This window comes from Mycobacterium sp., from assembly GCF_052145595.1.
GTDB lineage: Bacteria > Actinomycetota > Actinomycetes > Mycobacteriales > Mycobacteriaceae > Mycobacterium.
The window spans coordinates 41,286-56,795 of sequence record NZ_JBKQOI010000170.1 but is presented as its reverse complement, the minus strand read 5'-3'; the positions used below and the strand labels follow the sequence as shown (position 1 = coordinate 56,795).

Here is a 15,510-nt window from a genome sequence, read left to right as displayed (position 1 = left end):
GCGATCAAGAATCTGGAATACCCGCGCCGGCCAGTGCCGGAACTACATCCTCGTGGTGTAACAGCGACGCGGCGCCGATCTTGAACCGGGTCAGCTTGTCGGTGATCGTCTGCCCCTCGGGTGTGTGGCCGCAGATGCTGATGCCCTGGTGGGTGACGGGTTCCCAGGTGGCCTCGTCGACCACGATCGGATTCCAGCCGAGCTCCCATTCGAATCCAGACGGCGTGACGGCGTAAAAGGACAGCTCCTTGTCGTTGGTGTGCTGCCCTACACCCAGCGCCATCCGGAAGTCGAGTCTCTTGACCCGTTGGTAGGCGCTGGTCATGTCGGCGAGCTCGGCGACTTGGATGTTGACGTGCTGCACCCGCGTGCGGATCGGGTTCGTCGGCAGGCGGTTGACCGCAGCGATCGCCAAGGTGTGGTGACGCTCGGTGACCCGCAGGAAGCGGATCTTCAACTTGACGCCGCTGATCGTCTCGTCGATGTAGTCGGACAGTCCGGCGTCGAACACGGTGTTGTAGTAGCCGCGCACCTGATGGGGCTTCGTGGTGGTGACGGACACGTGGCCCATACCCGCTGTGCCGGTGACGAATCCACCGCCCGTCACCATCTGCAACGACGCGGCGCCAGTCCGTGCGCGTGTGTAGACCTCCTGGGCCAGCCCGTTGGGTCCGGGGAATCGGACGAGCCGTTCCACGCCGCGCAGAGCCGCCTCGTCATCGGTGCCTTCGGTCACGGGCACACCATGATGCTTGACCCGCGCGACGACGGTGTCAAACGTCTCGTGGTCGTCCAGCTGCCAGCCGAGCGCGGTGCCGTCCTCTGCGGGGCCGCGTTGCAGCAGAAACCGACACTCGTTGTCGTCCCGCGCGCGCGAGCCATGTTCGTCGCCGTGCGCGCCCAGGCGTTCGACATGCTCGGCACCGCCATCCGCGAGCTCACGCCGGCCTGACCGATGCACAGATCCACCAGTTGGCCACCTACGCGCTCGCCGGCGCCGACGGCGCGTTCCTCGCCAAGGAGATCGGCGGTGACCCCGTCGACCTCCCGGCCCTGTTCGAGATGCACGTCGCCGCGGTGTACGACACCGCCGCGCGCACGGTCGCCGAGTCCAGATGACCTCCGCTCAGCGGTGGCCGGTGGCCATCATCGACTCTGGCAGGCCACTTGCGTCCACGTCGTTGACTCGGGCGGAGCCATGACGACGTGGCGCGCCAAACGCTCTCGCCCACAACGGAAATCGGCATCCACGCCCACCACAACCTGTCATTGGGCGTGGCCAGTTCGATCACCGCGGTCGAGCACGGCGCACACCGCGTCGACGCCTCGCTGGCAGGCATGGGCGTCGGTGCCGGCAACGTGCCGCTGGAGGTGTTCATCGCCGCAGCCACCCGGCTGGGCTGGGATCACGGCTGTGACCTGCACCGACTGCAGGACGCCGCGGACGATCTCGTCCGACCCCGAGGACATGCTCGTCGACATCGCGCTCGACCTCACCGGGTCGCACTGAAGACGTCGCTCATCTGTTGTCACGCGCCCCCAGGTGCAACGATCAGCAAATGGACATGGCAATGATGGGCCTCATGGGTACGGTCGTGGGTGCGTCGGCCGTGGGCATCGCGGGCGTGGCGAGGTCGGCCGCCGATACCTTGCTTCCCCGGATGGTGGACGGCAGCAACACCAAACACCAGATCAAGATCCAACTGCATTCACAGCGCTGTGACGCTATCCAACAGTGGCGGACCGGCCTGGCGGATGCGCGGGACGCCTACCGGCAGTGGGCGTGCGGAGCGCGCGATGCTGATCCGCCTAACGTCGTCGGCGACGAGTGGTTCGAGGGCTTGCGGCCGCACCTGCCGACCACCGGCGAAGCGGCAAAGTTCCGCACCGCTCATGAAGTCCAATGCGATAATCCGACTCTCATGCTGCTCTCGCTCGAGATCGGACGGGTCGAGAGGGAGTGGACAGAAGAGGCGAGGGGACGCCAGCGACGGCTACGAAACCGGCACAGGTGACTGTTTACCAATGACTGCGGCTCCCGGCGTCCGTCAACCGCGAGGCCGCTCTGGTAGTCAAGATCGCGGGGACAAAAGTTACGTATTTACTGGCACGGCAGGGGTTTTCGACAGAGAATGCGCCGGCTGAACCCGGTGGGGCAACGCCCGCATGCGCCATGGCCGAGGCCGCAAGATTCCGCTTAACAGTGCGTTCGTCACTCCGCAATCGGAGACGCGGTGACGTTGGACCCTAGGACCCCGTTCGTTCCCGCGCGATCATGTACGGTTGACAAACTTCCGGAGGGAGTGGTGACGATGTCCGCTACCGCGATCAGCGCGGCGACAGAGTCGGCCGGCCGGCATGGGTGAGGACGGAGCCGAAGGTCGCATCGTCATCGAACGGGACGTCGAGATCGCGATGGACGACGGCTTGGCTCTTCGCGCCGATGTGTTTCGGCCCGACGGTCCCCGGCGGGTGCCGGTCTTGATGACGCTGGGCCCGTACGGCAAGGGCGTTCGCTATCAGGACGGCTATAAAGCCCAATGGGAGTGGCTGGTCGACGCGCACCCGGACATTCTCGAGGGATCCTCGCGCAGCTACCTGACGTGGGAAACAGTCGACCCAGAGATCTGGGTGCCGTGGGGTTACGCAGTGGTGCGGGTCGATGCTCGCGGTGCGGGACGGTCCCCGGGCTACCTCGACCTGTTTTCGCCGCGCGAGGCCGCCGACTATGTGCGCGCGATCGAGTGGGCGGGAACCCAGTCGTGGAGCAACGGCAAGGTGGGACTGTGCGGCATCTCCTACTACGCCATCAACCAATGGCTCGTCGCCTCGCGGCAGCCGCCACACCTGGCGGCGATGATCCCGTGGGAGGGCGCCGCCGACGCCTACCGGGATATGGCCCGACACGGCGGCATCCGAAGCAACGTCTTCTTCCAGGCGTGGTATCCGCTGCAGGTGCTCACGGTTCAGCACGGAAACCCAAACACCCCAATCGATCCCTGGCTCGGGGTGCGGGCAAGTGGCCCCGAGGAGCTCAATGACCAGGAGTTGGCCACCAACCGATTGGACCTTTACACGCGATGGACTGAGAGCCTTGACGGTCCGACCTACCGAGAGCGCAGCGCCGACTGGCAGCGCGTCACGGTTCCGTTCCTAAGCGCCGCCAACTGGGGTGGGTTCGGGTTGCATTCCCGCGGCAACTTCGAGGCCTTCACCCAGGCAGCGTCGGAGCAGAAATGGCTTGAAGTCCACCCGGGCCGCCACGAGGAGTGGTTCTACCTGCCGTACGGCATGGCGCTGCAGCGACGCTTCTTCGACCACTTCCTCAAGGGGGCCGACAACGGATGGCAGCACGAACCGACCGTACAGCTAAACATCCGCCGCGCGTTCAGCAACGACTTCGAGCTGCGCCAGGAAAACGAGTGGCCGCTGGCCCGCACCCGCTGGACCGAGCTGTATCTCGACGCGGCTGCAGACGGCCTCAACTGGGCCGCACCGGTCACGCCCGCGACCACGTCGTTTCAGGCGATGGGGCAGCCGGCGACCGTGTACGCCCTGCCGCTGGTTGAGCAAACCGAAATCACCGGACCGCTTGCCGCGACCGTCTTTATCTCCTCCTCGACCAGCGACGCCGACCTCTTCCTGACGCTGCGCGCGTTCGGGCCCGACGGAAAAGAAGTCGACTTCCAAGGCGCACTCGACCCGCGTACACCCCTGGCGCAGGGATGGCTGCGAGCCTCCCACCGTAAACTCGACCCGGCCAGGTCCACGCCATATCGGCCCTACCACACCCACGACGAGATGCAGCCGCTGCAGCCCGGCGAGATCTACGCCCTGCAGATCGAGATGTGGCCCACTTGCATTGTCCTTCCCGCAGGATTTCGCCTCGCACTGACGATCGGCGGCTGTGACTTCGCCCGAGAAGCACCCACACCGGGGCCGCCCGTCTTTCAGGGATCCGGCCTGTTCCTACACACCGACCCCGAAGACCGCCCGCCCGACATCTTCAACGGCACGACCACCATCCACACCGGACCAGAAACACCCAGCCACCTACTGTTGCCGATCATTCCCACTGGTCCGTGACGAAGGCCGAGCGTCGAGTTGTTGCCGCAATCCCGGGGGCTTGATTAGCCCAACAACTCGACGTTCGCGCCTATTGGGCGTCAGCCGGTGACGGCCAGCACCGCTTGGGCAAGTTCAGGACGGCAGACCACCAGGTCCGGCAGTTTCGGGTCCGGCTGGTTATACGCCAACGCGGACCCGTCGATGCGGGAGGTGTGCAAACCGGCGGCCCGGGCCACCGCGACGGGGGCAGCCGAGTCCCACTCGAACTGGCCGCCGGCGTGTACGTAAACGTCGGACAAGCCCTGGACGATCGACGCCACCTTGGCCCCGGCAGAACCCATTTCCACCAGGACGCCGTCCAACGCGTCACGGACGGTCAGCGCGACGGCGGGCGGGCGGGTGCGTGACACCACGATGCGCGGCTTATCCGGCGCCGCGGGAGGCGCATCGACCCGGGGGGTCGCCAACGTAATGCCCTGCGCCGGCAGCGCCACCGCTCCGGCCACGAGCTCACCGGCACGCCAGAGCGCGACGTGCACCGCCCAGTCGTCGCGCCCGAGCTCGGAGAATTCACGCGTCCCGTCGAGCGGATCGACGATCCACACCCGCTCCGAGCGCAATCGCACCGGGTCGTCGGCGCCCTCCTCGGACAGCACCGCGTCGTCCGGCCGCTGTTTGGCGAGCGCTTCCATCAGAAAGTCGTGGGATCGTTTGTCCCCCGCCGCTTTCCGCTCGCTCGCATCGGCATCGGCGAATTCTTCGCGCACCGAAAGCAGCAGTCGCCCCGCCTCGGAAGCCAACCGCGCGGCCAGTTGGTGGTCGTTCGTCGGTGATTCCACGGGCCTCCACAATCCAAGATATGTTGGTAGTACTGACCGACTTTGACCAACTTACCCTGCCCTTGTGGCGGTGCCCACCCCGGCGTGACATTTCGCCCCGGGGCTGCGAACCTGTAGGAAGTGAGCGGCAACGTCAACGTTCCTTTGGCGGACCGGTTGCGGCGCATTCCGCGGGGGCGCCTGACTGTGACCGTCGTACTGGCTGTTCTGCTGGTCGGCGTGCTGATCGTCGCGGGCGTGAAGCTGACCTACGACCGCAAGAGCGCCGCGCCGCCCACGAAGCCATCCGCGCCGCCGAGCAGCTTCGCCATCCCGGGCTGCTACAACCCGTCGGTCCCTCCGGTCGCGCGTCCAAAGAAGCTCAACGTTTTGGGATGCGCCAGCGTAGCCGTTGCGCTGCAAGACATGTCGTGGAGCTCATGGGGACCACAGGGCGCCGATGGGACCGGCACGGCCGTTTTCAAGATGTGCGACCCGAACTGTGCGACCGGCTACCAGCTCACCGATCCGGTCGTCGTGCATGCGTGGAATGCGCAGCCGCCGCGCCCCGATGCCATCTGCCCGGCCGGCATCAAGATCTTTGCCGACATGGTCTTGGCCTTTCCCCGCGGGGTCCCACCGCCGACCGCGCAACAAATGGACACCCAGTTCAACGGAATGCCGGGCGTGCACTACGTCAACTACTCGGGCGCCAACGCCCGCGACACCGAATTCATCGGGTACACGTTCTGCAATTAGGCAGGCTTCTCAGACCTCGACTACGACGGCGCCGCCCTGGCCACCGCCCGCACACATTGCCGCGACGCCGATGCCGCCGCCGCGGCGGGCCAGCTCATAGGTCAACGTGGTGACCATCCGTGCACCCGAGGCCGCGATGGGATGGCCGAGGCTGCAGCCGCTACCGGAGAAATTCACCTTCTCCTCGTCGAGGCCGTACTCCCTGCAGGCAGCGATCGGTACGGAGGCGAAAGCCTCGTTGATCTCCCACAGCGCCACGTCGTTGGCCGACAGGCCGGCCCGCTGCAGCACCTTGTCGATCGACCTGAGGGCGCCCAGGCCGCAGTCCCGGGGCGGCACGCCGGCGGCGGCCCACGCCCGGACCGTTCCCATGATGTTCAGATTCTCGGCGTTGGCGTAATCCCGGTCCACGAGCGCGACCGCGGCGGCGGCGTCGTTGGTGCCGCTGCTGTTGCCCGCGGTGATCGAGAAGCCTTCGATCTCGGGGTGCAGCACCTTGAGCCCGGCCAGTTTCTCGACCGTGGTGTCGCGACGGGGATGCTCATCGACCGAGAACTCGATCACCGAACCGTCGAACTGCGTGATCTTGAGCGGGATGATCTCGTCGAGGAACTTGCCCGCGTCGATGGCCGCGATGGCGCGCTCATGTGACCGGGCCGCCCAGGCGTCCATCTCCTCGCGGGTGATACCGACCGCCTGCGCGGTGTTCCAGCCCACCGTGATCGACATGTCCTTGGCGGGCGCGTCCGGCGTCTCGACGTGGGTCGGCGGCATCCAGCGTTCCTCGAACTTCAGCTCGGGGCCGGGAATCCGCCAGTTGGTCAGCGGTGTCATCGACAACGACTGCACCCCGCCGGCGATGAGCACGCGCTCCATCCCGGAGCCGATCTGGGCGGCGGCGTTGCCGATGGCGGTCAGGCTACCCGCGCAGTGCCGGTTCACCGACTGGCCGGGAATGTCCTCCATGCCGGTCGCGGTGGCCGCATAACGCGCCAAATCCCCTCCGCCGTAGTGCGATTCGGCAAAGATGATGTCATCGATAGCGGACGGATCGACGCCGGACCTGCGCACCACCTCCGGGAGCACCGCGGTGATCAGTGTCTCGGGCGGCGTGTTGACGAGCGTCCCCTTGAAGGAGCGGCCGATCGCCGTCCGAACTGCTCCGACAATTACGGGTGTAGCCATGTTCTCAACCTCGAACGGTCTGGCTGCGGTCGGCAGCACGGGTGGGTCTGCGGTCAGACGCCGCGACGCGAATCGTATCAAATACCGTATGGGCAATAGTAATGGGCTAAGTTCACCGATGGCGGTCCGCAGGTGGATCAGGGACAGGACGGAGGCCATGCATTGAAAACCAAAGGTGCCTTGGTCTGGGAACTGAACCAACCGTGGACGATCGATGAGATCGAGATCGGCGACCCTCGCCGCGGCGAGGTCACCGTTCAGTTGGAGACGGCCGGTTTGTGCCACTCCGACCACCATTTGCTGACCGGCGACTTTCCCATCCCGAGCTTTCCCGTGCTGGGCGGCCATGAGGGCGCCGGGATCGTCACCGAGATCGGCGCGGGTGTCGAGAACTTGGCCGTGGGCGATCACGTGGTCATGTCGTTCATCCCGTCCTGCGGGACATGCACGCCGTGCCAGGTCGGATTGCGCAATCTGTGCGATCTCGGCATGGGCCTGCTGTCGGGCCAATCGGTGTCCGACGGGTCGTATCGGGTGACGTCCGGCGGCCACGATGTCGTGCCGATGTCGCTGCTGGGCACCTTCGCGCCGTACGTGGTCGTGCACCACACTTCGGTGGTCAAGGTCGACCCCGCGATCCCCTTCGACGTGGCATGCCTGGTGGGCTGCGGGGTGACCACCGGCTACGGCTCCGCGGTGCGCAGTGCGGCGGTAGAACCCGGTGACGACGTCGCCGTGGTCGGCATCGGTGGCGTCGGCGTCGCCGCGATACAGGGCGCCCGAATCGCCGGCGCCCGGCGCGTGTTCGCAATCGATCCTTTCGAATGGAAACGCGAGCAGGCGTTGAAGTTCGGTGCGACCAAAGCTTTCGCGGATGTCGCCAGTGCCGCCGCCGCCATCGCCGAAGCCACCTGGGGCGTGATGTGCCGCAAAGTGATTGTCACGGTCGGTCACTGCGATGGCAGCGACGTCGAGGCGTGGATGGGGCTGACCGCAAAGGGAGGCACGTGCGTCGTCACGGCCATGGGCAACGTAATGGCCACCGACGTCACGCTAAACCTGGCGGGGTTGACGCTGTTGCAAAAGAGCCTGCAGGGAAGTCTGTTCGGCGGCGGTAACCCGCAGCACGACATTCCCGCAATTCTCGAGCTGTACAAGCTGGGGCAGCTCAACCTGGATGACATGGTGACGCGGGAATACACGCTCGAGCAAATCAACGACGGCTACCGCGACATGCTCGAAGGACGCAACATCCGCGGCATCATCCGTTACACCGACGCCGACCGCGCATGACCCGCCCAAGGTGTGCTTCAACCGCCAGGCGCGACACAATGGACCGATGACAACCACACCAGTCGCTGAGAGTAACGCCGCCCGGCTAGCTGCACATCGAGTCGCGGCGATGCTGCTCAGCGTGGGCACCCTGCACTTCGTGGCGCCCAAACCGTTCGACGACATCGTCCCCGCCGAGCTGCCCGGAGGCGCGCGGCTCTACACGTACGGATCGGGCGTGGCCGAGCTGGCAATCGGGGCAATGCTGCTGCCGCGACGCACGCGGCGATCGGCTGCGCTGGCGGCGGCCGCGCTTTTCATCGGGGTGTTCCCGGCGAATGTCAACATGTGCCGGTTGTGGTGGAGCAAGCCCTGGCCGATGCGCATCGCTGCGCTGGCCCGGTTGCCGCTGCAGATTCCAATGATCACCACCGCCCTCAAGATCAGGCGCAACAGTTAAGGGGCCGACGTTTAATTCCCACGGTGGCAACGGCATTGGGCATCGGTGATCGCCGACAACGGCTGATAGCCTGACGCTTATGCCCGAGGCGGCGAAGATTCCCATCGATCTCACCGGGTCACCGGAAACCATGCTCGCGACGCTGTACGCACGGGCGTTGGACGCAGAAGCCAACAATCCGGCGGTCGGTGACACCTTTGCCAGGGACCTGGTGAACCGCATCGACTACGACTGGCACAAGACCGGCGTCACGGCGCGCAATGCCACCGCGGGCACCGTTCGCAGCGCCTGTTTCGACAACTGGGCGCGCCAATTCCTCGCTGTACACGACCGCGCGGTGGTGCTCCACCTCGGGTGCGGACTTGACGACCGCGTGTTCCGGCTCGACCCCGGCCCCGAGGTCGAGTGGTATGACGTCGACTACCCCGATGTCATCGCCCTGGTTGAGCAGCTGTATCCGGCCCGTGAGCACTACCACCCCGTCGCGGCGTCCGTCACCGATCCGGCATGGCTGGGCACCATCCCGGCCGACCGTCCGGTGCTGCTCATCGCCGAAGGCCTGACCTACTACCTGACCAAAGACGACGGCATCGCATTGCTGCGCCGGGTGGTCGAGCAGTTCCCCTCGGGCGAACTGCACTTCGACGTGTGCAACTGGCTCAGCATTCAAATCCAGAAGGTGAACCCCGTCGTGCGGCGCTCGGGATCTACGCTGCACTGGGCGATCAACGAGCCCAACGACATTCTCCAGGCCGTTCCCGGTGTTCGGCTGCTGGCCGCGATCTCCGTCTTCGACACGGACGAGTTCAAGCGACTGCGCGGCGGCGCCTACCGGACCTTCGGAACAATCATGCGGGCTGCCCCGACGCTGCGAAACCTCGCCCAATTTCACCGCTACGCCTTCTGAGCCGAGGTGGGGACATTGACGCGCTAGTTACCGGTGATTCCAACCCATACCTGCGACAGCCCCGCGAAGATGCAATACCCGGCAACGATTGTTATCCCGGTTCGTCGCGGTCTCGCGGAGGCCTTCGCGAAGGTCATTGCCTCGTCCTTAAGGCGCATGTTCGCCATCGGTGGATGATAACGCGGGCTTGTCGGTAACGGCCGAATCGCCTTGCGGCGGTTTGCCTTTCCGGGTCCCGCTGCGATGCAGCCAGACGAACTTGTTCTGTCCCGCGGCGCCGGCGAGAAAGGGCCTGACCAGTAGCGGGTAGGCCTCCATCGCCCGTGCCCGCGGAATCACTTCGGGCCTTTCGAGCGCATACTCTTTGCCGTTCCAGTCAAGCGTGCATTTTCCGGCGGCCAGCACGTTTTCACACCAGTCGACGTGGGGGTATGCCACCGCGAGCACGAAGCCATCACCGAGCGGGTAGGCGCTCAGCGGTGTCACGTAGGTTCGGCCACTGCGCCGACCGACGTGGTGCAACGCACTGAGGTTGAAGTAGAGCATGCCCAGACGGGTTCCGGCGACGTTACGCAGGAAGGGATTCAACCGCTTGGTGAGCCGGCGCGTGTGATCGCTGATCCGTCTGACTTGCATCAGCATCCCCCAGCCCAGCAAGAGCAGATACAGCGCCACGACAGCGGCGGCCACGATGGCGGGTAGCGTCACAAGCACCCGCCACAACATCCGTCTCGTCATGGCGCCTCCTGGTAACTCTGCGGGCGGCCTTTAACCCAACCTATAACGGTCCGAACACTCTCGATTGATTGCGCAGGAGGTCCCCGTGGGCACGACGGACATCGCGGCACTGCTCGCGTTAGGCGCCGCCCTGATGATCGGCTTCGGAGACGTCCTCCAACAGCGATCCGCCCAACAGGTCACGGACAAGCCGGTCGGCACCTTGGCCCTGTTCGGCCGGCTGCTCCGCGATCGCCAATGGTGGGCGGGCAGCCTCGTGGCCGGCGCCGGGTTCGGGCTGCAGGCCGCGGCGCTCGGCTTGGGTTCGGTGGTGCTCGTGCAGGCACTGTTGGTGACCTCGCTGCTGTTCGCGTTGGTCATCAGCGCGAAGGTGAACCACCGCAGAATCACCCGCGTGCAAGGGATCTGGGCCGTGCTGCTCGCTGCTGCCGTCACGGTCGTGGTGACGGTCGGCAACCCGCAGGCCGGAAACCCACGGGGGTCGTTTCAAACGTGGGCCATCGTGGCCGCCGTCATGGGTCCGGCATTGATCCTCTGCGTGATTGGCGCCCGCGTGTCCTCTGGCTCGGTCAGCGCGCTGTTGCTGGGGCTGATGTCCGGGTCGCTGTGGGGCCTGTTCTCGGTGTTGACCAAGGGCGTGGTCGATCAGCTCGACCACGGGTTCTTGGCGTTGCTGCGCATACCCGAGGTGTACGTGTGGGCGGTGCTGGCGATCGCCGCCACGGCCTGGGAGCAGTCAGCGTTTCGGGCCGGACCGCTGACCGCGTCGCTACCCGCGGTGACCGTCGCGGAGCCGATCGTCGGATCGGTGCTCGGCGTCACCGTGCTCGGCGAGACGCTGAACACCAACCGCGTCGGCATGATCACACTCGGTCTGTCGGTCGCGGTAATGATCGCCGCGACGGTGGCGCTGTCCCACAGCCAGGCCGCCGCGGCACCCGCCATCGAGAGGCCGAGGCCGACACCGAAAACCACCTGATGCGATCCGGGCGACGCTCAGCTTGTCGGGCTCTGCGCCCCGTCGGCGGCGCGCCGAAACGATTCGGCCAGTTCGGCGCGCGCACTGACCCACATGCGCCGCACACCATCCTCGCTGGCGGTGAAGCGCAGCATCGCCAGACCGCGCATGGCCGCCAATGCGGTGATGAAGATTCCGGAAAAGCCTTCCGACAGGCCCAAACTCGGGCTGTACCGTGCGGCGATCAGGCGAATGTTGGCATTCAGTTCGCGATCGAAGCGCCGCAGGTGTGTCCGGATGTCGGCGTCCGTGCGGCCCGCGACCAAAAGTTCGGTCGCCGCGGTGAACAACGGTCCGCAGTGGAACTCCCATAGTCGATCGAGCAGCAGCTCGATGTTGTCGCCGTCGTTGCTCAGCATCGGAGCCAGCGACTCCTCGATTTCATCGGTCAATTTCTGCGTCAGGTGGTCCAGCGCCTGGACCAACAGGTCGGCTTTGGACGTGAAGTGATGGGCCTGTGCCCCGCGCGTCACCCCCGCGGCCCGCACGATCTCGTTGGTGGTCAGCCGCGCGTAACCGTCCCTGATCAGGATCTGGATCGTCGCATCGAGTAACGCCGACCGGGTGCCCGCCCGTCGTTCGGCTTGGGTCCGCCGCCGTCTCACTGATGCGCTCGCCATGGCGTTAACGCGGCAAACGCGCGGCGATGTCGTCGATCTCCCAGACCCCGTCGGTTTCGATCGTCTCGACGTCGTGCCAGCCCTGTAGCAACGAGATCGCCCCGCCCTGCACGGCGAACACCCGACCGGTGACACGGCACTTTTCGCTCGCCAGATACGCCACCAGCGGTGAAATGTTGGCCGGGCTGAACAGATCCAGCTCCCCCGCTTCGGGTTCGGCCATCAGGTCGCCCATTCCGGGAGTGGCCAGCGTCAGCCGGGTGCGTGCGATCGGCGCGATCGCGTTGACACGCACGCCGTAGCGTTCGAGCTCGTTGGCGGCGACCAGGGTCAGAGCCGCGATGCCAGCCTTGGCCGCGCCGTAGTTGGCCTGACCGGCGTTGGGTAGCGTCACGCCTGAGCCCGACGCCGTGTTGACGACCGAGGCGTTGGGCTGGTCACCCGCTTTCGAGCGCGCCTTCCAGTAGCCGGCCGCATGATGCAGCACCGCGAAATGGCCTTTCAGGTGCACGGCCAGCACGGCGTCCCACTGCGACTCCTCCATGCTGGCGATGAACGAATCACGCAGGATGCCAGCGTTGTTCACCACGATGTCCAGGCCGCCGAATTCCTCGATCGCGTGCTCGACGAGGTTTCTGGCCCCATCCCAGGTGGACACGTTGTTCGTGTTCGCTACCGCGGCCCCGCCGCCGGCCCGAATGGCCTCAACGACCTCGCGGGCGGGCCCCTCGTCAGCCCCCTCGCCGCTGTTCGAGCCACCCAGGTCGTTGACCACCACCTTCGCGCCTTCCTTGGCGAATAACAGCGCGTGCTCGCGCCCAATCCCGCGGCCGGCTCCGGTGATCAGCGCGACGCGTCCTTCTAACGCACCCATAATTTCGGATCTCCTTGCTGCGTCTCGGTGGTGTCAGTCGGTAATCTCGGCCAGGCCGTCGGTGATTACCAGGTCCTCGCCCCGCGCCGTCTCGAACGCGTAGGTGGTCAATCCGTTGGTAGTGCTCGACTTCCAGATCCGCGTCTCGAGGTGATCGCCCGGGAAAACCATTTGCGAGAAACGCACGGCGAAGCGGCGCAGACGCGAAACGTCCGAGCCGGCGATTTCGGTGAGCACCGCCCATGAGGCGAACGCCATGGTGCACAAGCCGTGCGCGATGATGCCCGGCAAGCCAGCACTTTTGGCCACCTCTTCATCCAAATGAATCGGCATGGGATCACCGGAGGCGTCCGCGTAGCGGAACGTCTGGTCGAGGTCGACATGCTGAATGACCTTGGCCAGCGGCGCATCACCGTGCAGGTCATCTGGGAACCTGTGCCCGGGGCTGAGCTCGCCGACCTTCTTGCCGACATCGAATCCGCGCACGAAAGCTGTCACAAACTGCTCGTTGACGAGCTGGTTGTTCTCGTCGCGGCACTCCAGCTTGATCGTGGCCCGAGTACCCTTCTCCAGGCCTTCGTAGCCGGTCATCTTTCCGCGAGACAGCAGTTTGTCGCCGGGACGTATGGGGCGGTGGAACCGAAAGTCCTGCTCTCCGTGCACAACTCGCGGGATGAGCTCAACGGGCATCACGTCGACGGCAGGGAGGAGCATCGCCTCGAAGACCGGCACGATGGCAAACACCGGCGAGGCTACGTCACCACGCCTGTGCGCCTCGATCGGGTCGTTTGTGGCGGCGGCGTACTCCGCGAGCCGTTCCCGGGCCACCTCGAACGGCTCTTCGTCGGTCCACTTGTTCAGACCGGTGTCGTCGAAGGCGAGATCTTCGGACATCAAACCGGCCGCTTCGCTAGACCGATGCCAACGCGTCGAGCTGGGTCAACGTCTTGTCGAGCTGTTTGGCACCGTCCTTCTCCACAGCCTTACCCAGCGCCCCCTTGATCAGGGAACCGCTGAAATCGCCGCTGACGCTGAACCGCGACCCGCCACCGTCTGACGGCTCGATGCAGAACTGGAACAGCGCCTTGACCCCGGCCATCCCGGTGCCACTCAGCACCAGGGTGTGTGGCGCCTGTAACGATTCGATGGTCCATTCGATCTTGTTCGCCATGCCCAGCATCACGATCTTGGCGGTCAGTTTGATGCCCTCGGTGAGCGTGGCCGGCGGTTCTTCCATCCAGCGCTCGTGGATGCTGAACCACGTGTCCCAGTTCTTCAGGTCAGATACCTTCTGCCACAACGCTTCCTGGCTGGCCGTGAGCTCGCGGCTTGCCTCGATGTGTCCCATGACAAATCCTCCTTGAGTTGGTTTATCGCTCGGCGCGCTGATAGGCGGTGACGACGGCAGCTCCGCCCAGGCCGATGTTGTGCTGCAGCGCAGCGGTGACGTTGTCGACCTGGCGTCGATCTGCACTCCCGCGCAACTGCCAGGTCAGCTCGGCGCATTGGGCAAGCCCGGTCGCTCCGAGCGGATGGCCTTTGGAGATCAGCCCTCCCGACGGGTTGACCACCCATCGCCCGCCGTAAGTTGTGTCGTTGTTGTCGATGAGTTTTGCGGCCTCACCCTCGGCGCACAATCCAAGTGCCTCATACAGCAGCAGCTCATTGGCCGAGAAGCAGTCATGCAACTCGATGACCTGGAAGTCCTCGGGCCCCAGTCCGGCCTGTTCGTACACGCGTTGGGCCGCAGCGACGTTCATGTGATACCCGATCAACGCCCGGCAGGTGCCGTCGAAGGTGTTGTCGTAGTCGGTGGTCATGGCCTGACCCACGATCTCGACTGCCTGGCCCGCCTGACCGTGCTTGTCGACGAACCCTTCGGAGGCAAGGATTGCCGCACCCGAACCATCGGAGGTCGGCGAGCACTGCAACTTGGTCAACGGGTCATAGACCATTCGCGCGGCCAGGATGTCATCGAGGGTGTAGGACTCCTGAAACTGCGCATACGGGTTGTTCACCGAGTGCTTGTGGTTCTTGTAACCGATTTTGGCGAAGTGCTCCGCGGTGCTGCCGTAGTTCTTCATGTGCTCGCGGCCAGCTGCACCGAACATCCACGGCGCGGGCGGGAACAGCACCTCGGAGATTTCGGCCATCGCCAAGATGTGCTTTTCCATCGGCTGCGCTCGGTCGTCGTAGGAGGCTTCCAACGAACCCGGCTTCATCTTCTCGAAGCCCAAAGCCAGCGTGCAGTCAGCCAGCCCGCCCCGGATCACCTGGGCGGCAAGGTATAGCGCGGTCGAACCCGTCGAGCAGTTGTTGTTCACGTTGATCACTGGCACGCCGGTCATGCCGAGTTCGTAGACGGCGCGCTGTCCGGAGGTCGACTCGCCGTAGACGTACCCGACGTAAGCCTGCTCGACCGCCCGATACTCGATGCCGGCGTCGGCGAGCGCCCTGCCGCCGGATTCACGCGCCATATCGGGGTAGTCCCAATCGTCGCGGCGCCCGGGCTTTTCGAACTTCGTCATCCCAACACCTATGACAAAGACCCGGTTCGGCATCACAGTCCTTTCGGCGAAGGCCAGCGGGGTGTCGGCGGTTTCCGCACGCAGAAACATACCGCGCTGCCTGTTTTTAATCAAGCCTTCAAGCAGGTGCCGAAGAGCAGAGAAGTACACCACAAACACACTGCTAATTACTGATAGCGGATATGGGCCCGATGAAGAAAGCTACCGGCGGAACGTATGCAGAAACATTGATCGATGTAGGTAACTGAGAAACCGAGGAGCGC

At 65.2% G+C, this 15,510-nt stretch carries 17 protein-coding genes and 1 pseudogene; 9 read left to right on the top strand and 9 right to left on the bottom strand.

From position 1 onward, the window contains the following. Positions 1-4 precede the first annotated feature (4 nt). Positions 5-904: a VOC family protein gene (locus ACLP4W_RS15875; RefSeq protein ID WP_442387495.1), complete on the bottom strand. Its 900-nt coding sequence runs from the start codon at positions 902-904 to the stop codon at positions 5-7. A gap of 68 nt (positions 905-972) precedes the next feature. Here ACLP4W_RS15875 and ACLP4W_RS15870 point away from each other — a divergent pair, with 68 nt between their 5' ends. The 4 genes and pseudogenes from ACLP4W_RS15870 to ACLP4W_RS15855 all read left to right on the top strand — a co-directional run bounded on the left by ACLP4W_RS15870 (position 973) and on the right by ACLP4W_RS15855 (position 4,086). Next, positions 973-1,119: a hypothetical protein gene (locus ACLP4W_RS15870; RefSeq protein WP_442387459.1), complete on the top strand. Its 147-nt coding sequence runs from the start codon at positions 973-975 to the stop codon at positions 1,117-1,119. 43 nt (positions 1,120-1,162) lie between these two features. Next, positions 1,163-1,461, top strand: a pseudogene (locus tag ACLP4W_RS15865) (4-hydroxy-2-oxovalerate aldolase); the annotation flags it as partial. A gap of 98 nt (positions 1,462-1,559) precedes the next feature. Beyond that, positions 1,560-2,015, top strand: coding sequence for a hypothetical protein (locus ACLP4W_RS15860; protein ID WP_442387457.1), 456 nt, complete (start codon positions 1,560-1,562; stop codon positions 2,013-2,015). A gap of 343 nt (positions 2,016-2,358) precedes the next feature. Then, complete coding sequence (locus ACLP4W_RS15855) at positions 2,359-4,086, top strand: CocE/NonD family hydrolase (RefSeq protein WP_442387455.1); 1,728 nt, start codon at positions 2,359-2,361, stop codon at positions 4,084-4,086. Positions 4,087-4,166: 80 nt separating this feature from the next. Here the strand turns inward: ACLP4W_RS15855 and ACLP4W_RS15850 are convergent, their stop codons facing one another. Further along, a complete protein-coding gene (locus tag ACLP4W_RS15850; protein ID WP_442387453.1) occupies positions 4,167-4,907 on the bottom strand; it encodes a 3'(2'),5'-bisphosphate nucleotidase CysQ in 741 nt (246 codons plus the stop codon). Positions 4,908-5,051: 144 nt separating this feature from the next. On the opposite strand from ACLP4W_RS15850, the gene ACLP4W_RS15845 reads away from it, so the two are divergent. After that, entirely contained in the window at positions 5,052-5,645 is a 594-nt protein-coding gene (locus ACLP4W_RS15845; protein WP_442387493.1) for a hypothetical protein, read from the top strand. Between the two features lie 9 nt (positions 5,646-5,654). Here the strand turns inward: ACLP4W_RS15845 and ACLP4W_RS15840 are convergent, their stop codons facing one another. Next, positions 5,655-6,830 carry a thiolase family protein gene (locus tag ACLP4W_RS15840; protein ID WP_442387451.1) on the bottom strand — a complete coding sequence of 392 codons (1,176 nt, stop codon included), beginning with the start codon at positions 6,828-6,830 and terminating at the stop codon, positions 5,655-5,657. Positions 6,831-6,992: 162 nt separating this feature from the next. On the opposite strand from ACLP4W_RS15840, the gene ACLP4W_RS15835 reads away from it, so the two are divergent. The 3 genes from ACLP4W_RS15835 to ACLP4W_RS15825 all read left to right on the top strand — a co-directional run bounded on the left by ACLP4W_RS15835 (position 6,993) and on the right by ACLP4W_RS15825 (position 9,469). After that, on the top strand, positions 6,993-8,123 hold the full coding sequence (locus ACLP4W_RS15835) for an NDMA-dependent alcohol dehydrogenase (protein WP_442387449.1): 1,131 nt from the start codon (positions 6,993-6,995) through the stop codon (positions 8,121-8,123). A 46-nt stretch (positions 8,124-8,169) separates the two neighbouring features. Beyond that, positions 8,170-8,562, top strand: coding sequence for a DoxX family protein (locus ACLP4W_RS15830; protein WP_442387448.1), 393 nt, complete (start codon positions 8,170-8,172; stop codon positions 8,560-8,562). Positions 8,563-8,641: 79 nt separating this feature from the next. Then, the gene (locus tag ACLP4W_RS15825) at positions 8,642-9,469 is read left to right on the top strand and encodes a class I SAM-dependent methyltransferase (protein ID WP_442387446.1); all 828 of its coding nucleotides are present in this window, start codon (positions 8,642-8,644) and stop codon (positions 9,467-9,469) included. A 147-nt stretch (positions 9,470-9,616) separates the two neighbouring features. On the opposite strand, the gene ACLP4W_RS15820 is transcribed toward ACLP4W_RS15825, so the two are convergent. Then, complete coding sequence (locus ACLP4W_RS15820) at positions 9,617-10,207, bottom strand: hypothetical protein (RefSeq protein WP_442387445.1); 591 nt, start codon at positions 10,205-10,207, stop codon at positions 9,617-9,619. Between the two features lie 85 nt (positions 10,208-10,292). Here ACLP4W_RS15820 and ACLP4W_RS15815 point away from each other — a divergent pair, with 85 nt between their 5' ends. Next, a complete protein-coding gene (locus ACLP4W_RS15815; RefSeq protein WP_442387443.1) occupies positions 10,293-11,186 on the top strand; it encodes a DMT family transporter in 894 nt (297 codons plus the stop codon). A 17-nt stretch (positions 11,187-11,203) separates the two neighbouring features. Here ACLP4W_RS15815 and ACLP4W_RS15810 read toward each other — a convergent pair whose 3' ends face one another. Genes ACLP4W_RS15810 through ACLP4W_RS15790 form a run of 5 tightly spaced genes read right to left on the bottom strand, consistent with a single transcriptional unit; the run spans position 11,204 to position 15,280 of the window. After that, a complete protein-coding gene (locus ACLP4W_RS15810) occupies positions 11,204-11,830 on the bottom strand; it encodes a TetR/AcrR family transcriptional regulator (protein WP_442387441.1) in 627 nt (208 codons plus the stop codon). A gap of 19 nt (positions 11,831-11,849) precedes the next feature. After that, positions 11,850-12,719, bottom strand: a complete 870-nt coding sequence (locus ACLP4W_RS15805; RefSeq protein ID WP_442387439.1) for an SDR family oxidoreductase — start codon at positions 12,717-12,719, stop codon at positions 11,850-11,852. Between the two features lie 33 nt (positions 12,720-12,752). After that, positions 12,753-13,616 (bottom strand): MaoC/PaaZ C-terminal domain-containing protein, encoded by an 864-nt coding sequence (locus tag ACLP4W_RS15800; RefSeq protein ID WP_442387437.1) that lies wholly within the window; start codon positions 13,614-13,616, stop codon positions 12,753-12,755. Positions 13,617-13,629: 13 nt separating this feature from the next. After that, positions 13,630-14,067 (bottom strand): type II toxin-antitoxin system Rv0910 family toxin, encoded by a 438-nt coding sequence (locus tag ACLP4W_RS15795; protein ID WP_442387435.1) that lies wholly within the window; start codon positions 14,065-14,067, stop codon positions 13,630-13,632. A 22-nt stretch (positions 14,068-14,089) separates the two neighbouring features. Further along, a complete protein-coding gene (locus ACLP4W_RS15790) occupies positions 14,090-15,280 on the bottom strand; it encodes a lipid-transfer protein (RefSeq protein WP_442387491.1) in 1,191 nt (396 codons plus the stop codon). Between the last annotated feature and the right edge of the window lie 230 nt (positions 15,281-15,510).

What these genes read in the sequence shown, in the direction of transcription:
- ACLP4W_RS15860 (WP_442387457.1), top strand. Translation starts at nt 1,560, where the DNA reads ATGGACATGGCAATGATGGGCCTCATGGGTACGGTCGTGGGTGCGTCG.
- ACLP4W_RS15855 (WP_442387455.1), top strand. Translation starts at nt 2,359, where the DNA reads ATGGGTGAGGACGGAGCCGAAGGTCGCATCGTCATCGAACGGGACGTC.
- ACLP4W_RS15840 (WP_442387451.1), bottom strand. Translation starts at nt 6,830, where the DNA reads ATGGCTACACCCGTAATTGTCGGAGCAGTTCGGACGGCGATCGGCCGC.
- ACLP4W_RS15830 (WP_442387448.1), top strand. Translation starts at nt 8,170, where the DNA reads ATGACAACCACACCAGTCGCTGAGAGTAACGCCGCCCGGCTAGCTGCA.
- ACLP4W_RS15825 (WP_442387446.1), top strand. Translation starts at nt 8,642, where the DNA reads ATGCCCGAGGCGGCGAAGATTCCCATCGATCTCACCGGGTCACCGGAA.
- ACLP4W_RS15820 (WP_442387445.1), bottom strand. Translation starts at nt 10,207, where the DNA reads ATGACGAGACGGATGTTGTGGCGGGTGCTTGTGACGCTACCCGCCATC.
- ACLP4W_RS15805 (WP_442387439.1), bottom strand. Translation starts at nt 12,719, where the DNA reads ATGGGTGCGTTAGAAGGACGCGTCGCGCTGATCACCGGAGCCGGCCGC.
- ACLP4W_RS15795 (WP_442387435.1), bottom strand. Translation starts at nt 14,067, where the DNA reads ATGGGACACATCGAGGCAAGCCGCGAGCTCACGGCCAGCCAGGAAGCG.
- ACLP4W_RS15790 (WP_442387491.1), bottom strand. Translation starts at nt 15,280, where the DNA reads ATGCCGAACCGGGTCTTTGTCATAGGTGTTGGGATGACGAAGTTCGAA.